This is a genomic window from Aporhodopirellula sallentina SM41 (assembly GCF_000346505.1).
Taxonomy (GTDB): domain Bacteria; phylum Planctomycetota; class Planctomycetia; order Pirellulales; family Pirellulaceae; genus Rhodopirellula; species Rhodopirellula sallentina.
Genome location: NZ_ANOH01000274.1, coordinates 68,136 through 83,087, shown reverse-complemented (window position 1 = coordinate 83,087; position 14,952 = coordinate 68,136). Strand labels below are relative to the sequence as shown.

Genomic DNA, 14,952 nt, shown 5'->3' with positions numbered 1-14,952 from the left:
CCGGACGCAAGCGTAGCGGAAGACCGGCGGAAAAAGCCGGTGGTGCTCGGTACAGTCAATTCATGACGCTGCGGGGCGGCATGTCAAAACTGATCAATGCGCTGCGAGATAGCCTCCCCGAGGACGCGATTCATTTAAACGCGGCGGTGTCTTCCATTCATCGGCGAGGCGATCGTTGGAGGATTCGCATGAAAGATCAGGCGATGAAGTCGATCAACGCAGACGCGGTGATTGTCGCCACGCCCGCCGGACACGCGTCCAACATACTCGCCCCTGTGGATGCGGCGATCTCGGACGGACTCGGTGAGATTCCGTATGCGAGCTGCGCGGTGGTGTCGTTGGCGTTCCGTAGGGATCAGATCAAACATCCACTCGGTTCGTTTGGGTTCGTTGTTCCGCAGATTGAAGATCACCTCATTTTGTCGTGCAGCTTTTCGAGCGAAAAGTATGAAGGACGTGCACCGGAGGGCACCATCTTGATGCGTGTCTTTATCGGAGGAGCTTGCCAGGGCGGATTGCTGCGATTGCCCGACAAAGAACTTTTGGAGCTAGCGCATTGGGAGATTGCTAAGTTGCTCGATGTAACGGGCGAACCCCTCGTGCAACACATCACGCGTCAGACCAACGCGATGCCTCAGTATCACGTCGGGCACCGAGACCGTGTTGAGCGTGTCGAGGCGCGATTGCAGGACTACCCGACGCTCGCTCTTGCCGGAAACGCTCTCAACGGCGTGGGAGTTCCCGGGTGTATCGATAGTGGCCAGGCGGCCGCCCGGCGAATCTTGGAAACGCTTGATGCAGACGTCGGGTCGGAGGAGGTCGGTGAGTTGAGCGTTTGCTAGTTCAATCTCGGCCCCGACCGCCACTAAAGAAATGAATTGCGTTAGGTTATGCTGGAAGAAATGTATGGACTAACGTTTTTCTTTTTCTAATCGAAATCCCCGATGAGTTACCCACGTGTTGCTAGCCTGAAAAATGGCGAGGCGTTCTGTCGTCACTTGGCCGATTCGAGCATTGATCTTCCGTTTGACGAAGAAGTGCAAACTGGGCCGCAGTCACCTCTCGGCCGTTCATTGCAGGTGCATGACCAATCGATCGGGAATCGCTTTTGCATTCTGCCCATGGAGGGATGGGACGGAACACCCGATGGGAAACCGACCGATTTAACGCGTCGCCGTTGGCAAAATTTTGGTCTCAGTGGTGCGAAGCTGATTTGGGGTGGAGAGGCGGTGGCGGTACGCCACGATGGGCGTGCCAACCCGAACCAGTTGTTGATGACCAAGGCGAACTGCGGGGAGATCGCATCGCTGCGTCAAGAGTTGGTCCAGACGCACGAAGAGCACTTTGGGAACAGCAATGATTTGATGGTCGGTTTGCAGTTAACGCACTCCGGTCGATATTCCCGTCCGAACGAAAAGAAACGCCCGGAACCGAGAACGGTTCAGCGTAACGTTGTGCTCGACCGTCGCGTGGGTGTCGAAGATGATACGGCAATCTTTACGGATGATGAACTAAAGCAACTGACCGATGACTTCATTGTTGCTGCTGTCGAAGCCGAACGTGCAGGATTTACCTTTGTCGATGTGAAGCACTGTCACGGCTACCTCGGTCATGAACTGTTGGCCGGCGTGGATCGTCCAGGTCGCTACGGCGGTAGCTTTGAGAATCGGACACGTTTTTTGAGCGATATCGTCGAGGGAATTCGTGGGGCAACGAACGGGTTGAACATCGGTGTTCGACTGAGCGTGTTTGACTTTGTTCCGTATTGTCCCGGCGAGGATCGTATTGGTGTTCCTGAACCGGGCAACGAACCACGTAAAACGTTTGGGGGGAATTCGACGGGCGATGGAATGGATTTGTCCGAGCCATCGCGGTTGCTCGAGTTGATGTACCGGATTGGCATTCGCATGGTTTGCACGACTGCCGGCAGTCCCTACTACAACCCCCATATCCAAAGGCCAGCGTTCTTCCCACCGAGTGACGGATACCAACCACCGGAAGATCCATTGGTCGGGGTCGCGCGACAAATCCTAGCGGTGGCGGAGTCGAAGAAACAGCATCCCGAGATGTTGTTCATCGGATCGGGATACACGTATCTGCAAGATTATCTCCCGAACGTCGCGCAGGCGGTGGTGGAGCGAGAGATGGCAGATTCCATCGGCTTGGGGCGAATGGTGCTCTCGTATCCTGATTTGCCTGCCGATGTAATTGCAGGGAACAATTGGCAGCGAAAGAAGGTCTGTCGCACGTTCAGTGATTGCACGACAGCGCCGCGGGAAGGGATTGTCAGCGGTTGCTATCCGTTGGACCCGTTCTACAAAGCACGCGAAGAGCGCGAGCTGCTGAAGGCGGTCAAAGCCAAGTTGCAGAAGTGACGGGTTGCAGGCGGCACGCTATCAATGCCCGCTGTCGAGATGGATGTCCACTTCTGTGATGGATGGCCCCTTTTGGCAGGTCGGTTCCTGCGAAAAGGGGCAGGCATTCTCTTTGCGGAGTTGCCTGAGCGAGAAAGGTCTCGCTGCTTAGGAGACCTTTGCCTTCGTGCGGGCTTCTCGGAGTCCGCGGCTGAGGATGTCACGCAGCATTGGCGAATAGTCCTCGTACTTGTTGCGGTCCGGAGCACCGTTGCTGAACTGGTAGATGGCGTCGCGAGGTTTCACACCGAGTGCGATCAGCGTGCTGCACACAGTCGCATAGTCGCCGTTGCGTACGACCATGCTCGGTCGGCCGGGGCCTACCGGGGCACGTGCGAAGACTTTACTGGCGACCGCGAGGAACTTCACCGGCGAGTCGAGCGTTTGAAGGGTTAGCAAGCGTCGTGCGAGTTGCACGCGAGGATCATCCGGGTCGTTGAGGTTTCTGGCCCCGATGATGTTGAGTCCTTCTTGCAGTTCGACGACTTCTTGGCGTTCGTCGGCGTGAATCGCGAAACCCGCTTTGGCGTCCGCGATGATGATGTTGCAGCCTTCGTAGCGGTTCTTCGCGAACTCAGTTTGAGCTTTTTCGAGTGCTCGACGCGACGAGGTGCATCGCAAGAGGTCCATCGCGAGTTGGCCGCGGGAACGTTGTCCAAAGAGAGGCGTTGCGGTTGCTCGGTTGGTTAAACCGACGAACAGACCGTTTTGATTTACCCCTAACCAAGTGCCACCGGCCTTTTGGTCAATCCCACAAAGAACACGAGGTTTACCCGATTGAATCGACGGAGTTTGACTCGGTCGATCGACGTACTCCTCGCGGTTGGCCGCGACAAGAATGGGACTTTCGGGGACCAAACGATACTGAACAGCTAGCAAGCACATCAGGGAGACATCCAACTTTCAAAGATCAGTGATTTCCAGTCTCACGCACGCAATCACTCTCACCCAAAAGGCTGAAATGGCGGTGTACGAGCCCGGTGGACTCATGATCAGGATGTCGCCGATAAGACGGCAAAAATCACCGAAAAAAACACCGCTCACGTCGAGCCCCCCGAAGGAGAGCCTGGTGTGATTGACGTGAGTCACAATGTAGCTACGCGAGAATCACGACTACACCCCCTGGCGGGGGGTTTGTTGATGTTTTATTGCCAGAAATGGCGAAGTTTGTCGTTTGGGGGCACCGATTGGATCGTTCGGATAGCCGCTAGGAGAGTCTAGATGGTGGAGATCTCCCCCCCACACCCCCCCAGGGTTTCGCCGCGACCGGCTTGGGCGCCTCGGGATGGTTCGCCAACAAGGGGGCGAAATGACCGTTGATCATTCGCGTGAGTTGTTTCGGGCTAAACGGTTTTCCCATCACCGCCAGGAGCCCGAATTCCTCCTGGAGTTGCCCGCAGTCGAGTTCGAATCCTTTGGCCGTGCAAAGAACGGCGGTCGAAACGAGCGAATTGCCTTCGCTAGCGGCGGTTCGAATCCGATGCAGCAGTTCGATACCGCTGCACTGCGGCATTTGGTGGTCGGTCACCAACAGGTCCACATCGCCTTCCTGGAGCCGTTGCCACGCCTGTTCACCGTCCGGTGCGGTGAGGACACGATATCCCTCCTGGTCCAGCGTGAAGTGCATCAGACGCCGGAAAACAGGGTCGTCCTCGGCGATCAGGATCGTAGGCGGGTTCGGATGAAGCATTGATTTCTCGCTCAAAAAGGAATCGCACCAAAAAGGCGCGGGGCGGCGATCGCGGTGATCACGCCCACCATCACGACCGCGACCACAATTTCGGTCACCATCGTTCCGTCTGGGAAGCGATCTTTGTGATTGCCGTTTCGGCTGGATGAGACAGAAGCCATAAAAATGCCCGCTAGCTACTGCGATGAGTTGTTTTTGAAGGGATGGATCGAACGAGGTTCGCCCACAGAAATCTACATCACAAATGAACGCGCATACTGAGCGTAACGCCAAACGCCTGCCATCGATTTCGCTCTTGTTGGCCCCTCGTGGCCGGAGAGATGGCATGACCGGCGTGATCGGTAGGATGCGGATGATTGCCTTGACGCTTACTTTGCGACGTTTCTATACTCCCGCACCTCAAATGGCGTCATTTGCGCGCCGGTTTAACGGAATTTTTCTCTAACGGCTTTGGACCGACCACCCATGAACAGCGAGCGACGCCATGAACTCCAGGAGAACGAGCTAGCCCACGCCCTCGACAAGATCAACAAGAGGATCGATCCGTATTCCAAACCGATCGCGGCTGCCGTTGCCGCTGGGTTCATCGGTTTGCTCGGTTGGGGGTTCTACTCGAGCACTCAGACCGAAAAACGCAGCGATGCGACCTACCAACTGATTGAAGGCTCCATCCGGGGTGACAGCGAGATCTTGGCTGCCGTTGCGGCGAGTTACCCGAACACGCCCATGGCTGCGTGGTCACGCCTTTACCAGGGCAGCCAGAAGATGGGTGCGGGGATGAACGCCCTGTTCACGAGTCGCGATGAAGCGGAAGAGCTGCTCGATGAAGCCAGTTCGGCGTACAACGAAGCAATTTCGCTCAGCAATGAGCCTGTGATTCAGTCGCGAGCCCATTTCGGGTTGGCTCGAATTGCCGAAGCGCTGGGCAACACGGACGACGCGATCTCCAACTACGAAGCCGTGATGGCCGCGAGCGAATCGGACGCGATGGTGGAAGAGGCTCAAAACCGGATCGAAATTTTGTCCAAACCGGCCTCGAAAGAGTTTTTGGCGTGGTTCGGTGAACAGGATTTCTCGCCAGCGGATCCGAGTTTGCCACCGTCGTTGCCGTCGGACCAAATGCTGCCCGACTTGCCCGATCTCGACTTCCCTGAGATCGAAACCGACGCATCGGAAGACGAAACTTCCGAATCAGAAATGAGTGAAGAAGAGCCCGCTCAGGAAACCGAAGAAGATGCGACGGTTGAAGATGAGACCGAAACAGAGTCCTCATCAGAAGAACCCACGGCAGAGGCGAGCGAAGAGCCCGCGATGGAGTCCAGCGAAGAAACCGTGACGGAGTCGAGCGAAGAAGCCGCTCAGACGCCCGAGGCCGACGTTACCGAGGAAAGCGATGCGGGCGAAGGCTCCGCAGCGTCGAATTCTTGAACGCATCGTCTGAGAATGAAAATGCTCCGCGGCATGGTCAGTTGCCGAGCAATCCGATCGAAGAAAACGGTGAGGCGATACGTTCTTTCACCGTGCCGGAGACCGCAGACGGTCTTCGGATCGATCTTTTTCTGACGCAGGTTTGTGACGGATACAGCCGATCGCAAATCCGCGCCGCGGTGCAGAATGACGCCGCCGAGATCGACGGACGCATTGTCCGGCCGAGTTTCAAAGTGCGATCCGGGCAGAACGTTCGCTTTCGGCTTCCTGTTCCGGCGAGTGACGATACCGTCCCGGAGAACATCCCGCTGGATATTCTCTACGAAGACGATGGCATGGTCGTCATCAATAAACCGGCGGGCATGGTCGTTCATCCGGCTCGCGGTAACTGGACCGGGACGTTGACCAGTGCGTTGGCTTTTCGGTTTCAGTCTCTATCGGATGTCGGTGGTCCGACTCGACCTGGGATCGTCCACCGCCTCGACCGCGACACTAGCGGCGTGATCGTGGTGGCGAAGAACAACGCCGTGCATCTGCACCTGTCGGCTCAGTGGCACGACCGTTTAGTGCAGAAAACCTACTTGGCGTTGACCGCCGGACGGCTCGATCGTGACCGAGACTGGGTTCGTGCGCCGATCGGCCGACACCCGTATCAGCGTGATAAGCAAGCGATTCGTGAAAACCACGAGTCGAGCAAACCCGCCTCGACGTTCTACGAGGTGATCAGTCGGCACGGACGCGTGACTCAGGTGAAGGTGTCACCAAAAACCGGCCGGACGCACCAAATCCGTGTCCATATGGCACACATTGGTTGCCCGATTCTGTGTGACCGGCTCTATGCGGGGCATGCCGTGTTGACGCGTGCCGGGTTGGCGAAGGCGGCGGGTGGAACCGGTTTGGCGTCGCAAGGGGATCGAACCGGCCAACAGGGAGGTGATCCGGACGAGGTTATTTTGGATCGGCAGGCACTGCACGCCTATCAGTTGACGCTCGTGAATCCGCAAACTCAGAAGGAAATGACGTTTACTGCACCCTTACCGGAGGATATGGGAAGAGTGATCAATTTGCTCACGTGAACGTTGGTTCGTCTTCACCGCTAGGTGTGACTATACTGCACAAATCCTGCGGGACATGTTTGCGGGTTTCATTCCACGACGACGCGTCTAGTTGTTGCATTTGTCCCCAGGATCCGCAGCCCCACATGCTCCTGTGCAGGTCAGTGGGCTGCGTACCAATCACGGTGTCAGGGAAGCCGCCACAATCGGCCCATTAGCCATGCCAGCGACTACGCGTTACGAACCCACTCCGACGATCACCTATCTCGGTGCTCAGTCTCAGACGAGCGATCCGAAGCTCGTCAGTCGGTATGACGAACTGACTCGCGACCGAAAGGTTTCGTGGACCGGCCACTATCGGCTGCTGCGAATGCTCGGCCGTGGCGGTCAGGGCGAGGTGTATTTGACGGAGTATCGGGGCACGGACAGTTTCACCGTTCCGGTCGCGATGAAGATCTTCTCGCCGGAACGTTTCAAGGACGCTCGCGCCTACGACGAGGCGATGCACCGGGTGGCGTCGATTGCTGCCCGCGTCGCGATGATCCAGCATGACAATTTGCTCGATGTGCAGAACTTCTTCGAGCGGGATCGCATCCGTGTGATGTTGATGGAGTGGATCGACGGCTACGATTTGCGTCAGTTAGTGATGCCGCAGTGCCTCGAACTGCTGCGTGATTACGTTCATCCGAAACGATGGCGTTACATCAATGACGTGATCATGACTGAGGGCGTCGAGCAGTCGCGTTTCAAGGCGGGCGTTGCAGTGGCGATCGTTCGTGAGTGTCTCGCCGCGTTGGCTGCGCTGCATCGCGAGGGCATTGTTCACGGTGATGTGAAGCCCGCAAACATCATGCTCAAACGCAGTGGTCATGCAAAGCTGATCGACATGGGGTCGTCGATCGACTATCGCAATCCGCCGAGCGATCGGGAGTGCACGCCGATCTACGCGGCGCCGGAGGTGTTGGAGAACCGACCGGCGACTCCGCGGAGCGACCTCGCCAGTCTCGGGTATGTGCTCATCGAATTGCTCGCCGGTGTGAACCCATGCTCGGGTTTGACGAGTTTGGCTGACTTCCTGAAGGCGAAGTGGGAGCTGCCCAAGAACCTCGAACGGATTTTGCCCGAAGAGGTGCTGAGGAATCAATTATTGATGAACTTTCTTCGCGGTTTGATCGCTCCCGACCCGACGCGACGATTTATCAGTGCCGAAGAGGCCGAACATGTGGAACAAGGCGGAGCGGCGGCGTTCCATCGTCAGTTAACTCTCAGTAACATGTCGACCGAGTACGACAATGACATTCGTCATTGGCTCGAAGAGCTACGACATCTTGAGAACGACTGAATTCCATGGATAACGAACACCTGCACGTCGCCGTCGAAGCTGCCCGTGCGGGGGCACGCGAGTTGATGGCCCGCTACGAAAACCGAGTGGTGAGCGAGAAGGGGCCGAAAGACTTGGTGACCGATGCCGACCTGGCCGCCCAGGCAGCGATCCGCGAGATTCTCGAGTCGAAATATCCCGACTACGCGTTCGTTGGTGAGGAAGAGGGCGAGACCGAACCGCTCGAGTCGGTTCGTCAGGGCGCTGATGATGCTCCGCCGTGCTGGGTTGTTGATCCTCTCGATGGCACGGTGAACTACGTGCATCGGTTGCAAAGTTTTGCCGTTTCGATCGCGCTCTATGCGAAAGGCAAAATGCGTCTCGGTGTGATTTTCGATCCGACGCGTGATGAATGGTTCACGGCGATCGATGGTCAGGGGGCAAAGTGCAACGACCGGCCGATGAAAGCGAGTGAGGCGGAAGATCTCAGTGAGAGCCTTGTCGCGTGCAGCTTCCGTGCGGGGGTAACATCTGACTCGCCGGAAGTCGGTCGATTCGTGCGAGTGTTGGAACGATGCCGTTCGTTGAGGCGTCTTGGGTCGTGTGCTCTGAACATGTGTTACGTGGCCGACGGTCGCTTGGACGCATATTGGGCCACTAATGTGGCCGCATGGGATTCGGCTGCGGGAACGGTGATTGCCCGCGAGGCGGGGGCTGTCTTGACTGGCTATGATGGCGATGAATTTGACGACTGGTTGCCCAAATTCTGTGTCGCCGCAACGCCCGCACTCCACGCCGAGTTGATTGAACAATTAACCGCGTAGCAAGGGTTTCGCGTCGACATCCCACCTCCCGCCTTTTTGTCGACATGAGCCTACCTGATGAAAAAAATGCTACTGTTTTGCGGTCTGATCTGCACGTTCGCCACCGGAACGGCGAACGCCCTCGACGTTCCTGATGAGGCAATCAACTATCAACAGATGGCGTTTTATCCCGCTCGTTGGACGCAGCAAGAGGTTTCGGGCGAATTGTATCCTTGGAAGGGGACAGAGGTTGTTCTCCTGACGACCGAGAAGGAACTCGCGGCCGATACGATGAAAGTGTTCTTGGGGCATCTCGATCGAGGTTGGGCTTACTACCACAAGATCACCGGTCGCACACCGAGACCTTATAAAACGCATGAGGGCAAACCGACGATCGCGGCGGTGCCGAACGCTTCTTTAACCTGTGGATTGGGTTGCGGCATGGTTGGCGCCACGGGCATTGAGGTCGGCAAGTTTCCTTCGGATTGGAAAGAGGTTCGGCAAAACGCTCAGGCGATGCCGCACTATTACTTCTACGAAATGGGACGGAATTACTACGTCTTCGGCAGGAAGCACGATTGTTTTGTAACCGGCTACGCGGTTTTCATGCGTTACTGCTGCATGGATGAGTTGAAGTTGATCGACAACGATGTGCGGACACGTCAGGCGATCGAGAACGCGATCGATGCCTATGCCAAATCCGATCTCGATTTCATTACAGCGATGACGCATTCGGGTTCGTTGAGTGAAAAGCAACAGCGGATTCGATCCTATCGCGGCCCATGTGATCAACCGGTGATGTACGCATCGACGATGTTGCGACTCCGCCGAGACTATGGTGGCGACGAGTTCGTACAGCGGTTTTATCACACGCTACACGAGATGCCTGCGTACGGCGAAAACGAACCCGGTCAGAAACCTGACAACGCCAAACGCCAATCGGTGATATGGTTGTTGACGGCCTGCCGAGCCGCAAAGCAAGATCTGTCACCGCTATTCGTCGACCAGTGGCGATTGCCGCTCAGCGACGAGGCACGAGAGTTGATTCAACAGACCGATTGGGCGGATGAATCGGGCGACGATTCCGACCTCGCCCGCCGTGTTCTAACGGCGACAGGTCTGTAGCACACATCGATTGTGACAATCGCTCGCGGCTTACTATCCGCGTTGCCAAATCTCGCCGATACCGTTGACGGCTCGATCGCCTCGGCTGACGAGCCACGTGTTTGTGGAGTCGGCGAGGTTGCTGTCTGGTAAGCTGTTCGCCAAGTCGCTGCGGTGGAAAAAGAGGTGTTGAAAAGGAGTTTTCATCTCAACCGCAGCGGTGAAGCGGTTTGCCGTGAGTTGCACCGGAGTGCCCAGCACTACGGTGCCACGTCGCATTGCGTAGGCGAGGTGTCGACCGACCGTGCCACCAACGATAACCGTTCCGGCGACCTGCCATGCGGCGAGTGAGTCACCCGCGTTTCCCGCAATTCGGATCTCGCCTCGTCGCATACGATGGCCAGCAAAATCGCCCACACTGCCCTGGACCGTGAGTAAGCCGCCGTTCATGCCAATGCTACGCGTTCCCGTTGGGCCACCGAGATGATCTCCCGCGTTTCCATCGACGGTAATCGTTCCTCCGGTCATGCAGTCGCCACAGTAGTTGCCAATGTCTCCGGCAACGTGAATCGCACCTTCGCGGTGTTGATGGCCGAGATGATGAACCCCACGGCAGTCTCCTCGTAGGTTCAATCTCGGGACGGCACTTTCACTCGATCGGCTTTCGACCTGAAACAACTCCCCGAGTTCAACGTTGCGGCATGAAGGTAGGCGGACCTTTGCGATCTCGGTCTCGGAGAGAGGCAGCAATTGATCAAGCCGCAGACTGGATACGTCGATGGGCTCTTCGCATGTTTGGTTTCGAGTGAGAGTGATCGTTTTCATCATGAACGCTCCGCCATGATTTGTTCGAGATGAAAGTGATGGCGTCCGAGTTTGCCTCCGTAGTTGCCTGCAGTGATGCCGACCAAGCCGTCTGTGCCAACGCTTTCACACGCCGCAGTAATGCCGCCATGAATTGCGTTGGAGATGGAGGAGAAGTCAACGCCATCGAGAACCACTTCCAATACCGCCTTGGTGTCCGTCGACAACTGAGTTTCGGTGAGCGTTCGGAGATTAGGGCAGAATGCTTCGTTGGTGGATGCGAACAAGGCGGCGTATTTCGAGCCGACTTTGGATCCGCTTCGCGTCACGCCTCCGGGGAAGGGCGTGATGACGCCGGGTAATTTCTTGATCGCATCAATCGCGGCACGGCAAGCGAGTGTGACCGATTGCATCGATCGACCGAGAAGGATGAAGTTGCCCCCACCAATCGCCTCGGTCCGACCCACGTCATGTTGGCAAACAAACTCACCATCCATGACAGGAACACGCCAGTAACGGATCGTTTCTTGCGTCCCGTCGGGCCGGGTATGCGGGATTTGTTTGCTGATTTGGTATCCGTCTCCGAAGTAACGAAGTGCTTTTCCGAGAGGGACTCGGTTGGGGTAAACTTTCCGATCGCCGGGTAATCCCGCATAGAGCGCCGTGGTTGGGCACGTCAAAATGCACTGCCCGGCACGCCGCGGAATTTGTTTCTCGAGTTCCTTTCCTGAGACAGCGAACGCGAGGATGGCGACGCCCGGTCGTCCGTCGGGCGTTTCCTCCGGACTGAGTTCTTGTTCGACGGCGGTTTCGATGCCGCAGGCAATAACACTCGTGCCGAACCCCGTCATCGCAGCGGCGGCATGGTCGCACCACTCGCGGTCGGCGGCCGTGACGATGATGCGGGTCATCTTCATATCAAACGCCTCGGCAAAGGTCGCCTGGATCGGCACACCGGCAACGCGTAGCGTTGATTGCTCGGACCAGTGAACACGTTCGCCGGAAGATCCTTTGCCTGGCATATTTTGGGTCATGGTGAGCCCTCGCCTGATGGTGTCCGCATGCCAGTGGGATGCAGTCGGCTGCCGAGCACGGTTTCCATTTCTTCCTCAGTGATCCACAGCCGGTCCATCGCGATCGTTCCGTTTTCGCTGTATCGAGATCGAAATTGAGCGACCTCTTTGCGGTCGAAGTCGAAACCGTGTTGATGCAAGTCAGCGGTCAAGGTGCGGTCTGACGACGTGTTGTCGTTGCTGTTGTAACTGTCACCTTTTTCGCGAATCAGTTTACCCGATTTGAAAACCATCTCCGGGGTGCGACACATTTGTTCGATCTGATCCTGGGTTCGATAGACCACCACGTCTGCAATACGACCGGGGGCTAATGAGCCACGGTCATGCAGGCCGAGGATCTTTGCCGGGGCCGCGCGAGTCATCGTCGCGATGTCGTTGAGCGTGTACTGCCTGTCGATGCCTTTCAGAGAACTCGATGCAGCTGCATCTGCGTCAATTTCGGAAAGTGCCGTGTCCCGGAGCGTGCGATCTGAAAGCAGTGCGAGCAGATGCGGGTAGGCGGTAAACGGACCGCCGTTGGGATGATCGGTCGTGAGAAACACCCGCGCCGGATCATTCACCGTCAGGAACAACTCGAGGCCGATCGCCCACTGCAGTGAATGAACAAATTGGCGACGACGATAGCGAAACGGAACGACTCCACAGCCCGCTTCGCATTCAATGTCCACCAACACTGACTTGCGTGGCGAAGCGTGTTTGATGTTGTCGTATTGGTGCATCGCGTCGGCGCTGATCGTCACCGTTTGACCAAACTGAATTTGGCCGACGTCGATGGTGACGTTTGGATGCTTTTGCATCGCTTCGACGAGTTGGGATGACGCAGAGGAGAACTTGAACGGACCCTCGGTTCCGTAGCAATGAAATTGAGCGTGCGTTAGATGGATCGGATACCCGTCGGCGGCTTCAATTGTGGCGAGCGTCGAGGCGATGTTTCCGGGCACCCCGAGATTGCTGCAGTGAACGTGCAGCGGGTGGACGAGTCCGATTTCGTGAACCGCACGAGAAAGAACGCGGATGATTTGTCCCGGTGTTACGCCTGTTTTAGGATGCGGCGTGTCGACATCGAAGGAACGTTGATTGAACTTGAACGCGTTGATGCCTCCCGGATTGACGACTTTTACCGCGAGGCAGCGAGTGGCCGTTACCATCCAGGCGACGTACGCATTGATGATCGGCTGTTCGGCTTTCTCGGCGATGAGCTGCAAGAGAACGTCGTCGTTTCCCAGCAAACAATAGCCACCGGTATCGAGGCCCCGCACGTCGGCCATCTCTGCGTGTGCCGATCGAGCGTTGCATGGGATTACCGCCGGCTCGAGACACGTGGTGTAACCCATGTCGAGATAGCGAGACGCGGTCACGGAGGCGGCCGGGAGAAACTCGGAAGACGCCGGCGATGTCTCCCCTCGGGGAATCGCTTCACGCCATGGCGGCATTTGATCCTGAAGAAGCATGCGGGCGAGCGAGACTTTCCCGCCGCCGATGTGAGTGTGTAGATCAATGCCGCCGGCCATCGTAACGCAACCGGTCGCATCGATATCTACGTCCGGCGTTGTCGTTTCCTTCGGCGGTTCGACGATAGTGTCGTCCCGAAACCAAAGATCGGAAACGCCGCCCGGTTGATTCGCATCCCGTGGCAACTCGGGATCGATCAAACGACTGCCGCGAATACGAGTCAGCATGAGACGAGGAGTTTGTGTGAGCGGAGGCGAGAGCAGGAGGCCGAAGAAATGCAATTATCACACAATCTTCGCCGGTTCAGTAGACCACCGGTTGGAGTTGCCGCGATCTGCGTCCGAACCCCCGGGTGAGTCATTTTCGGGGTGAGTTTCACTGATTAGGGTATGGGCCTGATTCATTGCGGCAAGAACGCATTTTTTCAACTCATCTTTTCATCGCAGCTTTTATGAGCAAATTAATCATCAGTGTCAGTGGTTTGCGTGGGATTGTCGGCGAAACGTTGACGCCGGAAGTCGCATGCCGATTCGTCGCCAGCTACTCCGCCGCGCTCCCTCCCGGGCCAATTGTGGTGGGACGCGATGGACGAACGACGGGGCCGATGCTTGCCGGAGCCATCATGTCGGCATTGAATGCCTGCGGACGGGACGTGATCGACGCAGGTGTTGCGGCTACACCGACGATCGGTGTTTTGGTTCGGGAGCGATCGGCGGCCGGTGCGGTGCAGATCTCCGCGAGTCACAACCCGCCTCCATACAACGGCATCAAACTCTTTGGTTCGAGCGGACGCGTGCTCGATGCCGAGTCGGGTGCCAAGATCCGCGACGGATACTTTGAGGGGCAGGCCGCATGGTGTGCTTATGACAAGATCGGAGAAACGACGGCTGACTCGGATCCGCATGCCGCTCACCTCGACAAAGTGCTCGCGACGATTGATGTCGACCTTGTTCGCGGGAAAGCGTTTTCGGTTTTGATCGACAGCAATCATGGTGCCGGCGGTTTGCTCGGCAAACGTTTGCTCGAGGTACTCGGCTGCGATGTCGAGGCGGTCGGTGCTGAGCCGACTGGATTGTTTGCACACGTCCCTGAACCGACTGCCGAGAACCTGACCGGTATCGCCTCGCGCGTCGCCGACGGTTCCTGCGCGGTCGGATTCTGCCAAGACCCGGACGCGGACAGGTTGGCTTTGATTGACGAAATGGGACGTTACATCGGTGAAGAGGCCACGCTAGCTCTCTGTGTTACACGAGCCATGATGGTCGGCCGCACCGGTGGTCCGATTGTCATTAACGGAGCGACGAGTTCGATGAGCGCCATGGTTGCGAAACAACACGGCGTCGAAACTCTTCGCAGTGCGGTCGGCGAAGCAAACGTTGCCGACATGATGATCGCCAACGAGGCCGCCTACGGTGGCGAAGGAAATGGCGGCCCGATTGATCCGGATGTTGGGTATGTTCGTGACAGCTTTGTCGGAATGGCTCAGGTTCTCGACCTCATGGCTCGAACCGGAAAGCCACTCAGCCAGCTCGCCGATGAATTGCCGAAGATGGCGATTCACAAAGACAAGGCAGAGATCGACGTCGAGGAACTGCCCGCCATTTTCAAAAGGTTGCAAGAACATTTTCATGACGCGGACGCGCAAACAGGCGACGGTCTACGGCTGCAGTGGGGCGACAGTTGGCTGTTGGTCCGAGGAAGCAACACCGAGCCGATCGTACGAATGATCGCAGAAGCCGAAACGCAAGCGAAGGCAAAGAGCCTTTGCGATGCGGCGGCAGGATTGCTCAACGCCTGAGTCGAATTTG

General features: G+C 57.1%; 14 protein-coding genes. 8 read left to right on the top strand and 6 right to left on the bottom strand.

Translation table 11 applies throughout. The features are described from left to right. A partial coding sequence (hemG, locus tag RSSM_RS18505; protein WP_044302975.1) for a protoporphyrinogen oxidase occupies nucleotides 1-842 on the top strand: 842 nt, incomplete at its 5' end. A 102-nt stretch (nucleotides 843-944) separates the two neighbouring features. Then, entirely contained in the window at nucleotides 945-2,375 is a 1,431-nt protein-coding gene (locus RSSM_RS18500) for an oxidoreductase (RefSeq protein WP_008682085.1), read from the top strand. Between the two features lie 147 nt (nucleotides 2,376-2,522). Here the strand turns inward: RSSM_RS18500 and RSSM_RS18495 are convergent, their stop codons facing one another. From RSSM_RS18495 to RSSM_RS34165, 3 genes are all read right to left on the bottom strand, one after another. Beyond that, nucleotides 2,523-3,299: an NRDE family protein gene (locus RSSM_RS18495; RefSeq protein ID WP_008682083.1), complete on the bottom strand. Its 777-nt coding sequence runs from the start codon at nucleotides 3,297-3,299 to the stop codon at nucleotides 2,523-2,525. A gap of 322 nt (nucleotides 3,300-3,621) precedes the next feature. Then, on the bottom strand, nucleotides 3,622-4,104 hold the full coding sequence (locus RSSM_RS18485; protein ID WP_008682079.1) for a response regulator: 483 nt from the start codon (nucleotides 4,102-4,104) through the stop codon (nucleotides 3,622-3,624). Nucleotides 4,105-4,115: 11 nt separating this feature from the next. Then, nucleotides 4,116-4,265, bottom strand: coding sequence for a hypothetical protein (locus RSSM_RS34165; RefSeq protein ID WP_008682077.1), 150 nt, complete (start codon nucleotides 4,263-4,265; stop codon nucleotides 4,116-4,118). A 304-nt stretch (nucleotides 4,266-4,569) separates the two neighbouring features. Here RSSM_RS34165 and RSSM_RS35195 point away from each other — a divergent pair, with 304 nt between their 5' ends. The 5 genes from RSSM_RS35195 (at nucleotide 4,570) to RSSM_RS18460 (ending at nucleotide 9,836) form a co-directional block, all read left to right on the top strand. Continuing rightward, on the top strand, nucleotides 4,570-5,532 hold the full coding sequence (locus RSSM_RS35195; RefSeq protein ID WP_008682074.1) for a tetratricopeptide repeat protein: 963 nt from the start codon (nucleotides 4,570-4,572) through the stop codon (nucleotides 5,530-5,532). A gap of 77 nt (nucleotides 5,533-5,609) precedes the next feature. After that, nucleotides 5,610-6,608 carry an RluA family pseudouridine synthase gene (locus RSSM_RS18475; protein ID WP_044302974.1) on the top strand — a complete coding sequence of 333 codons (999 nt, stop codon included), beginning with the start codon at nucleotides 5,610-5,612 and terminating at the stop codon, nucleotides 6,606-6,608. Between the two features lie 199 nt (nucleotides 6,609-6,807). After that, nucleotides 6,808-7,929 (top strand): serine/threonine-protein kinase, encoded by a 1,122-nt coding sequence (locus tag RSSM_RS18470; RefSeq protein ID WP_008682069.1) that lies wholly within the window; start codon nucleotides 6,808-6,810, stop codon nucleotides 7,927-7,929. 5 nt (nucleotides 7,930-7,934) lie between these two features. Next, a complete protein-coding gene (locus tag RSSM_RS18465; protein ID WP_008682066.1) occupies nucleotides 7,935-8,732 on the top strand; it encodes an inositol monophosphatase family protein in 798 nt (265 codons plus the stop codon). 57 nt (nucleotides 8,733-8,789) lie between these two features. Further along, nucleotides 8,790-9,836: a hypothetical protein gene (locus RSSM_RS18460; RefSeq protein ID WP_008682064.1), complete on the top strand. Its 1,047-nt coding sequence runs from the start codon at nucleotides 8,790-8,792 to the stop codon at nucleotides 9,834-9,836. 33 nt (nucleotides 9,837-9,869) lie between these two features. Here RSSM_RS18460 and RSSM_RS18455 read toward each other — a convergent pair whose 3' ends face one another. The 3 genes from RSSM_RS18455 to RSSM_RS18445 are packed head-to-tail and all read right to left on the bottom strand — an operon-like array spanning nucleotide 9,870 to nucleotide 13,371. Further along, nucleotides 9,870-10,643, bottom strand: a complete 774-nt coding sequence (locus RSSM_RS18455) for a formylmethanofuran dehydrogenase subunit C (protein WP_008682063.1) — start codon at nucleotides 10,641-10,643, stop codon at nucleotides 9,870-9,872. Further along, nucleotides 10,640-11,641: a formylmethanofuran--tetrahydromethanopterin N-formyltransferase gene (gene fhcD / locus RSSM_RS18450; RefSeq protein ID WP_008682060.1), complete on the bottom strand. Its 1,002-nt coding sequence runs from the start codon at nucleotides 11,639-11,641 to the stop codon at nucleotides 10,640-10,642. The genes RSSM_RS18455 and fhcD overlap by 4 nt, the downstream gene beginning before the upstream one ends. An 8-nt stretch (nucleotides 11,642-11,649) precedes the next feature. Continuing rightward, nucleotides 11,650-13,371 carry a formylmethanofuran dehydrogenase subunit A gene (locus RSSM_RS18445; RefSeq protein WP_008682058.1) on the bottom strand — a complete coding sequence of 574 codons (1,722 nt, stop codon included), beginning with the start codon at nucleotides 13,369-13,371 and terminating at the stop codon, nucleotides 11,650-11,652. Between the two features lie 224 nt (nucleotides 13,372-13,595). On the opposite strand from RSSM_RS18445, the gene glmM reads away from it, so the two are divergent. Beyond that, nucleotides 13,596-14,942, top strand: a complete 1,347-nt coding sequence (gene glmM, locus RSSM_RS18440; protein ID WP_008682056.1) for a phosphoglucosamine mutase — start codon at nucleotides 13,596-13,598, stop codon at nucleotides 14,940-14,942. Nucleotides 14,943-14,952: the final 10 nt, after the last annotated feature.

Bases quoted from the DNA above. Each gene is read 5' to 3' on its own strand.
- RSSM_RS18500 (WP_008682085.1), top strand. From the start codon at position 945: ATGAGTTACCCACGTGTTGCTAGCCTGAAAAATGGCGAGGCGTTCTGT.
- RSSM_RS18495 (WP_008682083.1), bottom strand. From the start codon at position 3,299: ATGTGCTTGCTAGCTGTTCAGTATCGTTTGGTCCCCGAAAGTCCCATT.
- RSSM_RS18485 (WP_008682079.1), bottom strand. From the start codon at position 4,104: ATGCTTCATCCGAACCCGCCTACGATCCTGATCGCCGAGGACGACCCT.
- RSSM_RS34165 (WP_008682077.1), bottom strand. From the start codon at position 4,265: ATGGCTTCTGTCTCATCCAGCCGAAACGGCAATCACAAAGATCGCTTC.
- RSSM_RS35195 (WP_008682074.1), top strand. From the start codon at position 4,570: ATGAACAGCGAGCGACGCCATGAACTCCAGGAGAACGAGCTAGCCCAC.
- RSSM_RS18470 (WP_008682069.1), top strand. From the start codon at position 6,808: ATGCCAGCGACTACGCGTTACGAACCCACTCCGACGATCACCTATCTC.
- RSSM_RS18465 (WP_008682066.1), top strand. From the start codon at position 7,935: ATGGATAACGAACACCTGCACGTCGCCGTCGAAGCTGCCCGTGCGGGG.
- RSSM_RS18460 (WP_008682064.1), top strand. From the start codon at position 8,790: ATGAAAAAAATGCTACTGTTTTGCGGTCTGATCTGCACGTTCGCCACC.
- RSSM_RS18455 (WP_008682063.1), bottom strand. From the start codon at position 10,643: ATGATGAAAACGATCACTCTCACTCGAAACCAAACATGCGAAGAGCCC.
- fhcD (WP_008682060.1), bottom strand. From the start codon at position 11,641: ATGCCAGGCAAAGGATCTTCCGGCGAACGTGTTCACTGGTCCGAGCAA.
- RSSM_RS18445 (WP_008682058.1), bottom strand. From the start codon at position 13,371: ATGCTGACTCGTATTCGCGGCAGTCGTTTGATCGATCCCGAGTTGCCA.
- glmM (WP_008682056.1), top strand. From the start codon at position 13,596: ATGAGCAAATTAATCATCAGTGTCAGTGGTTTGCGTGGGATTGTCGGC.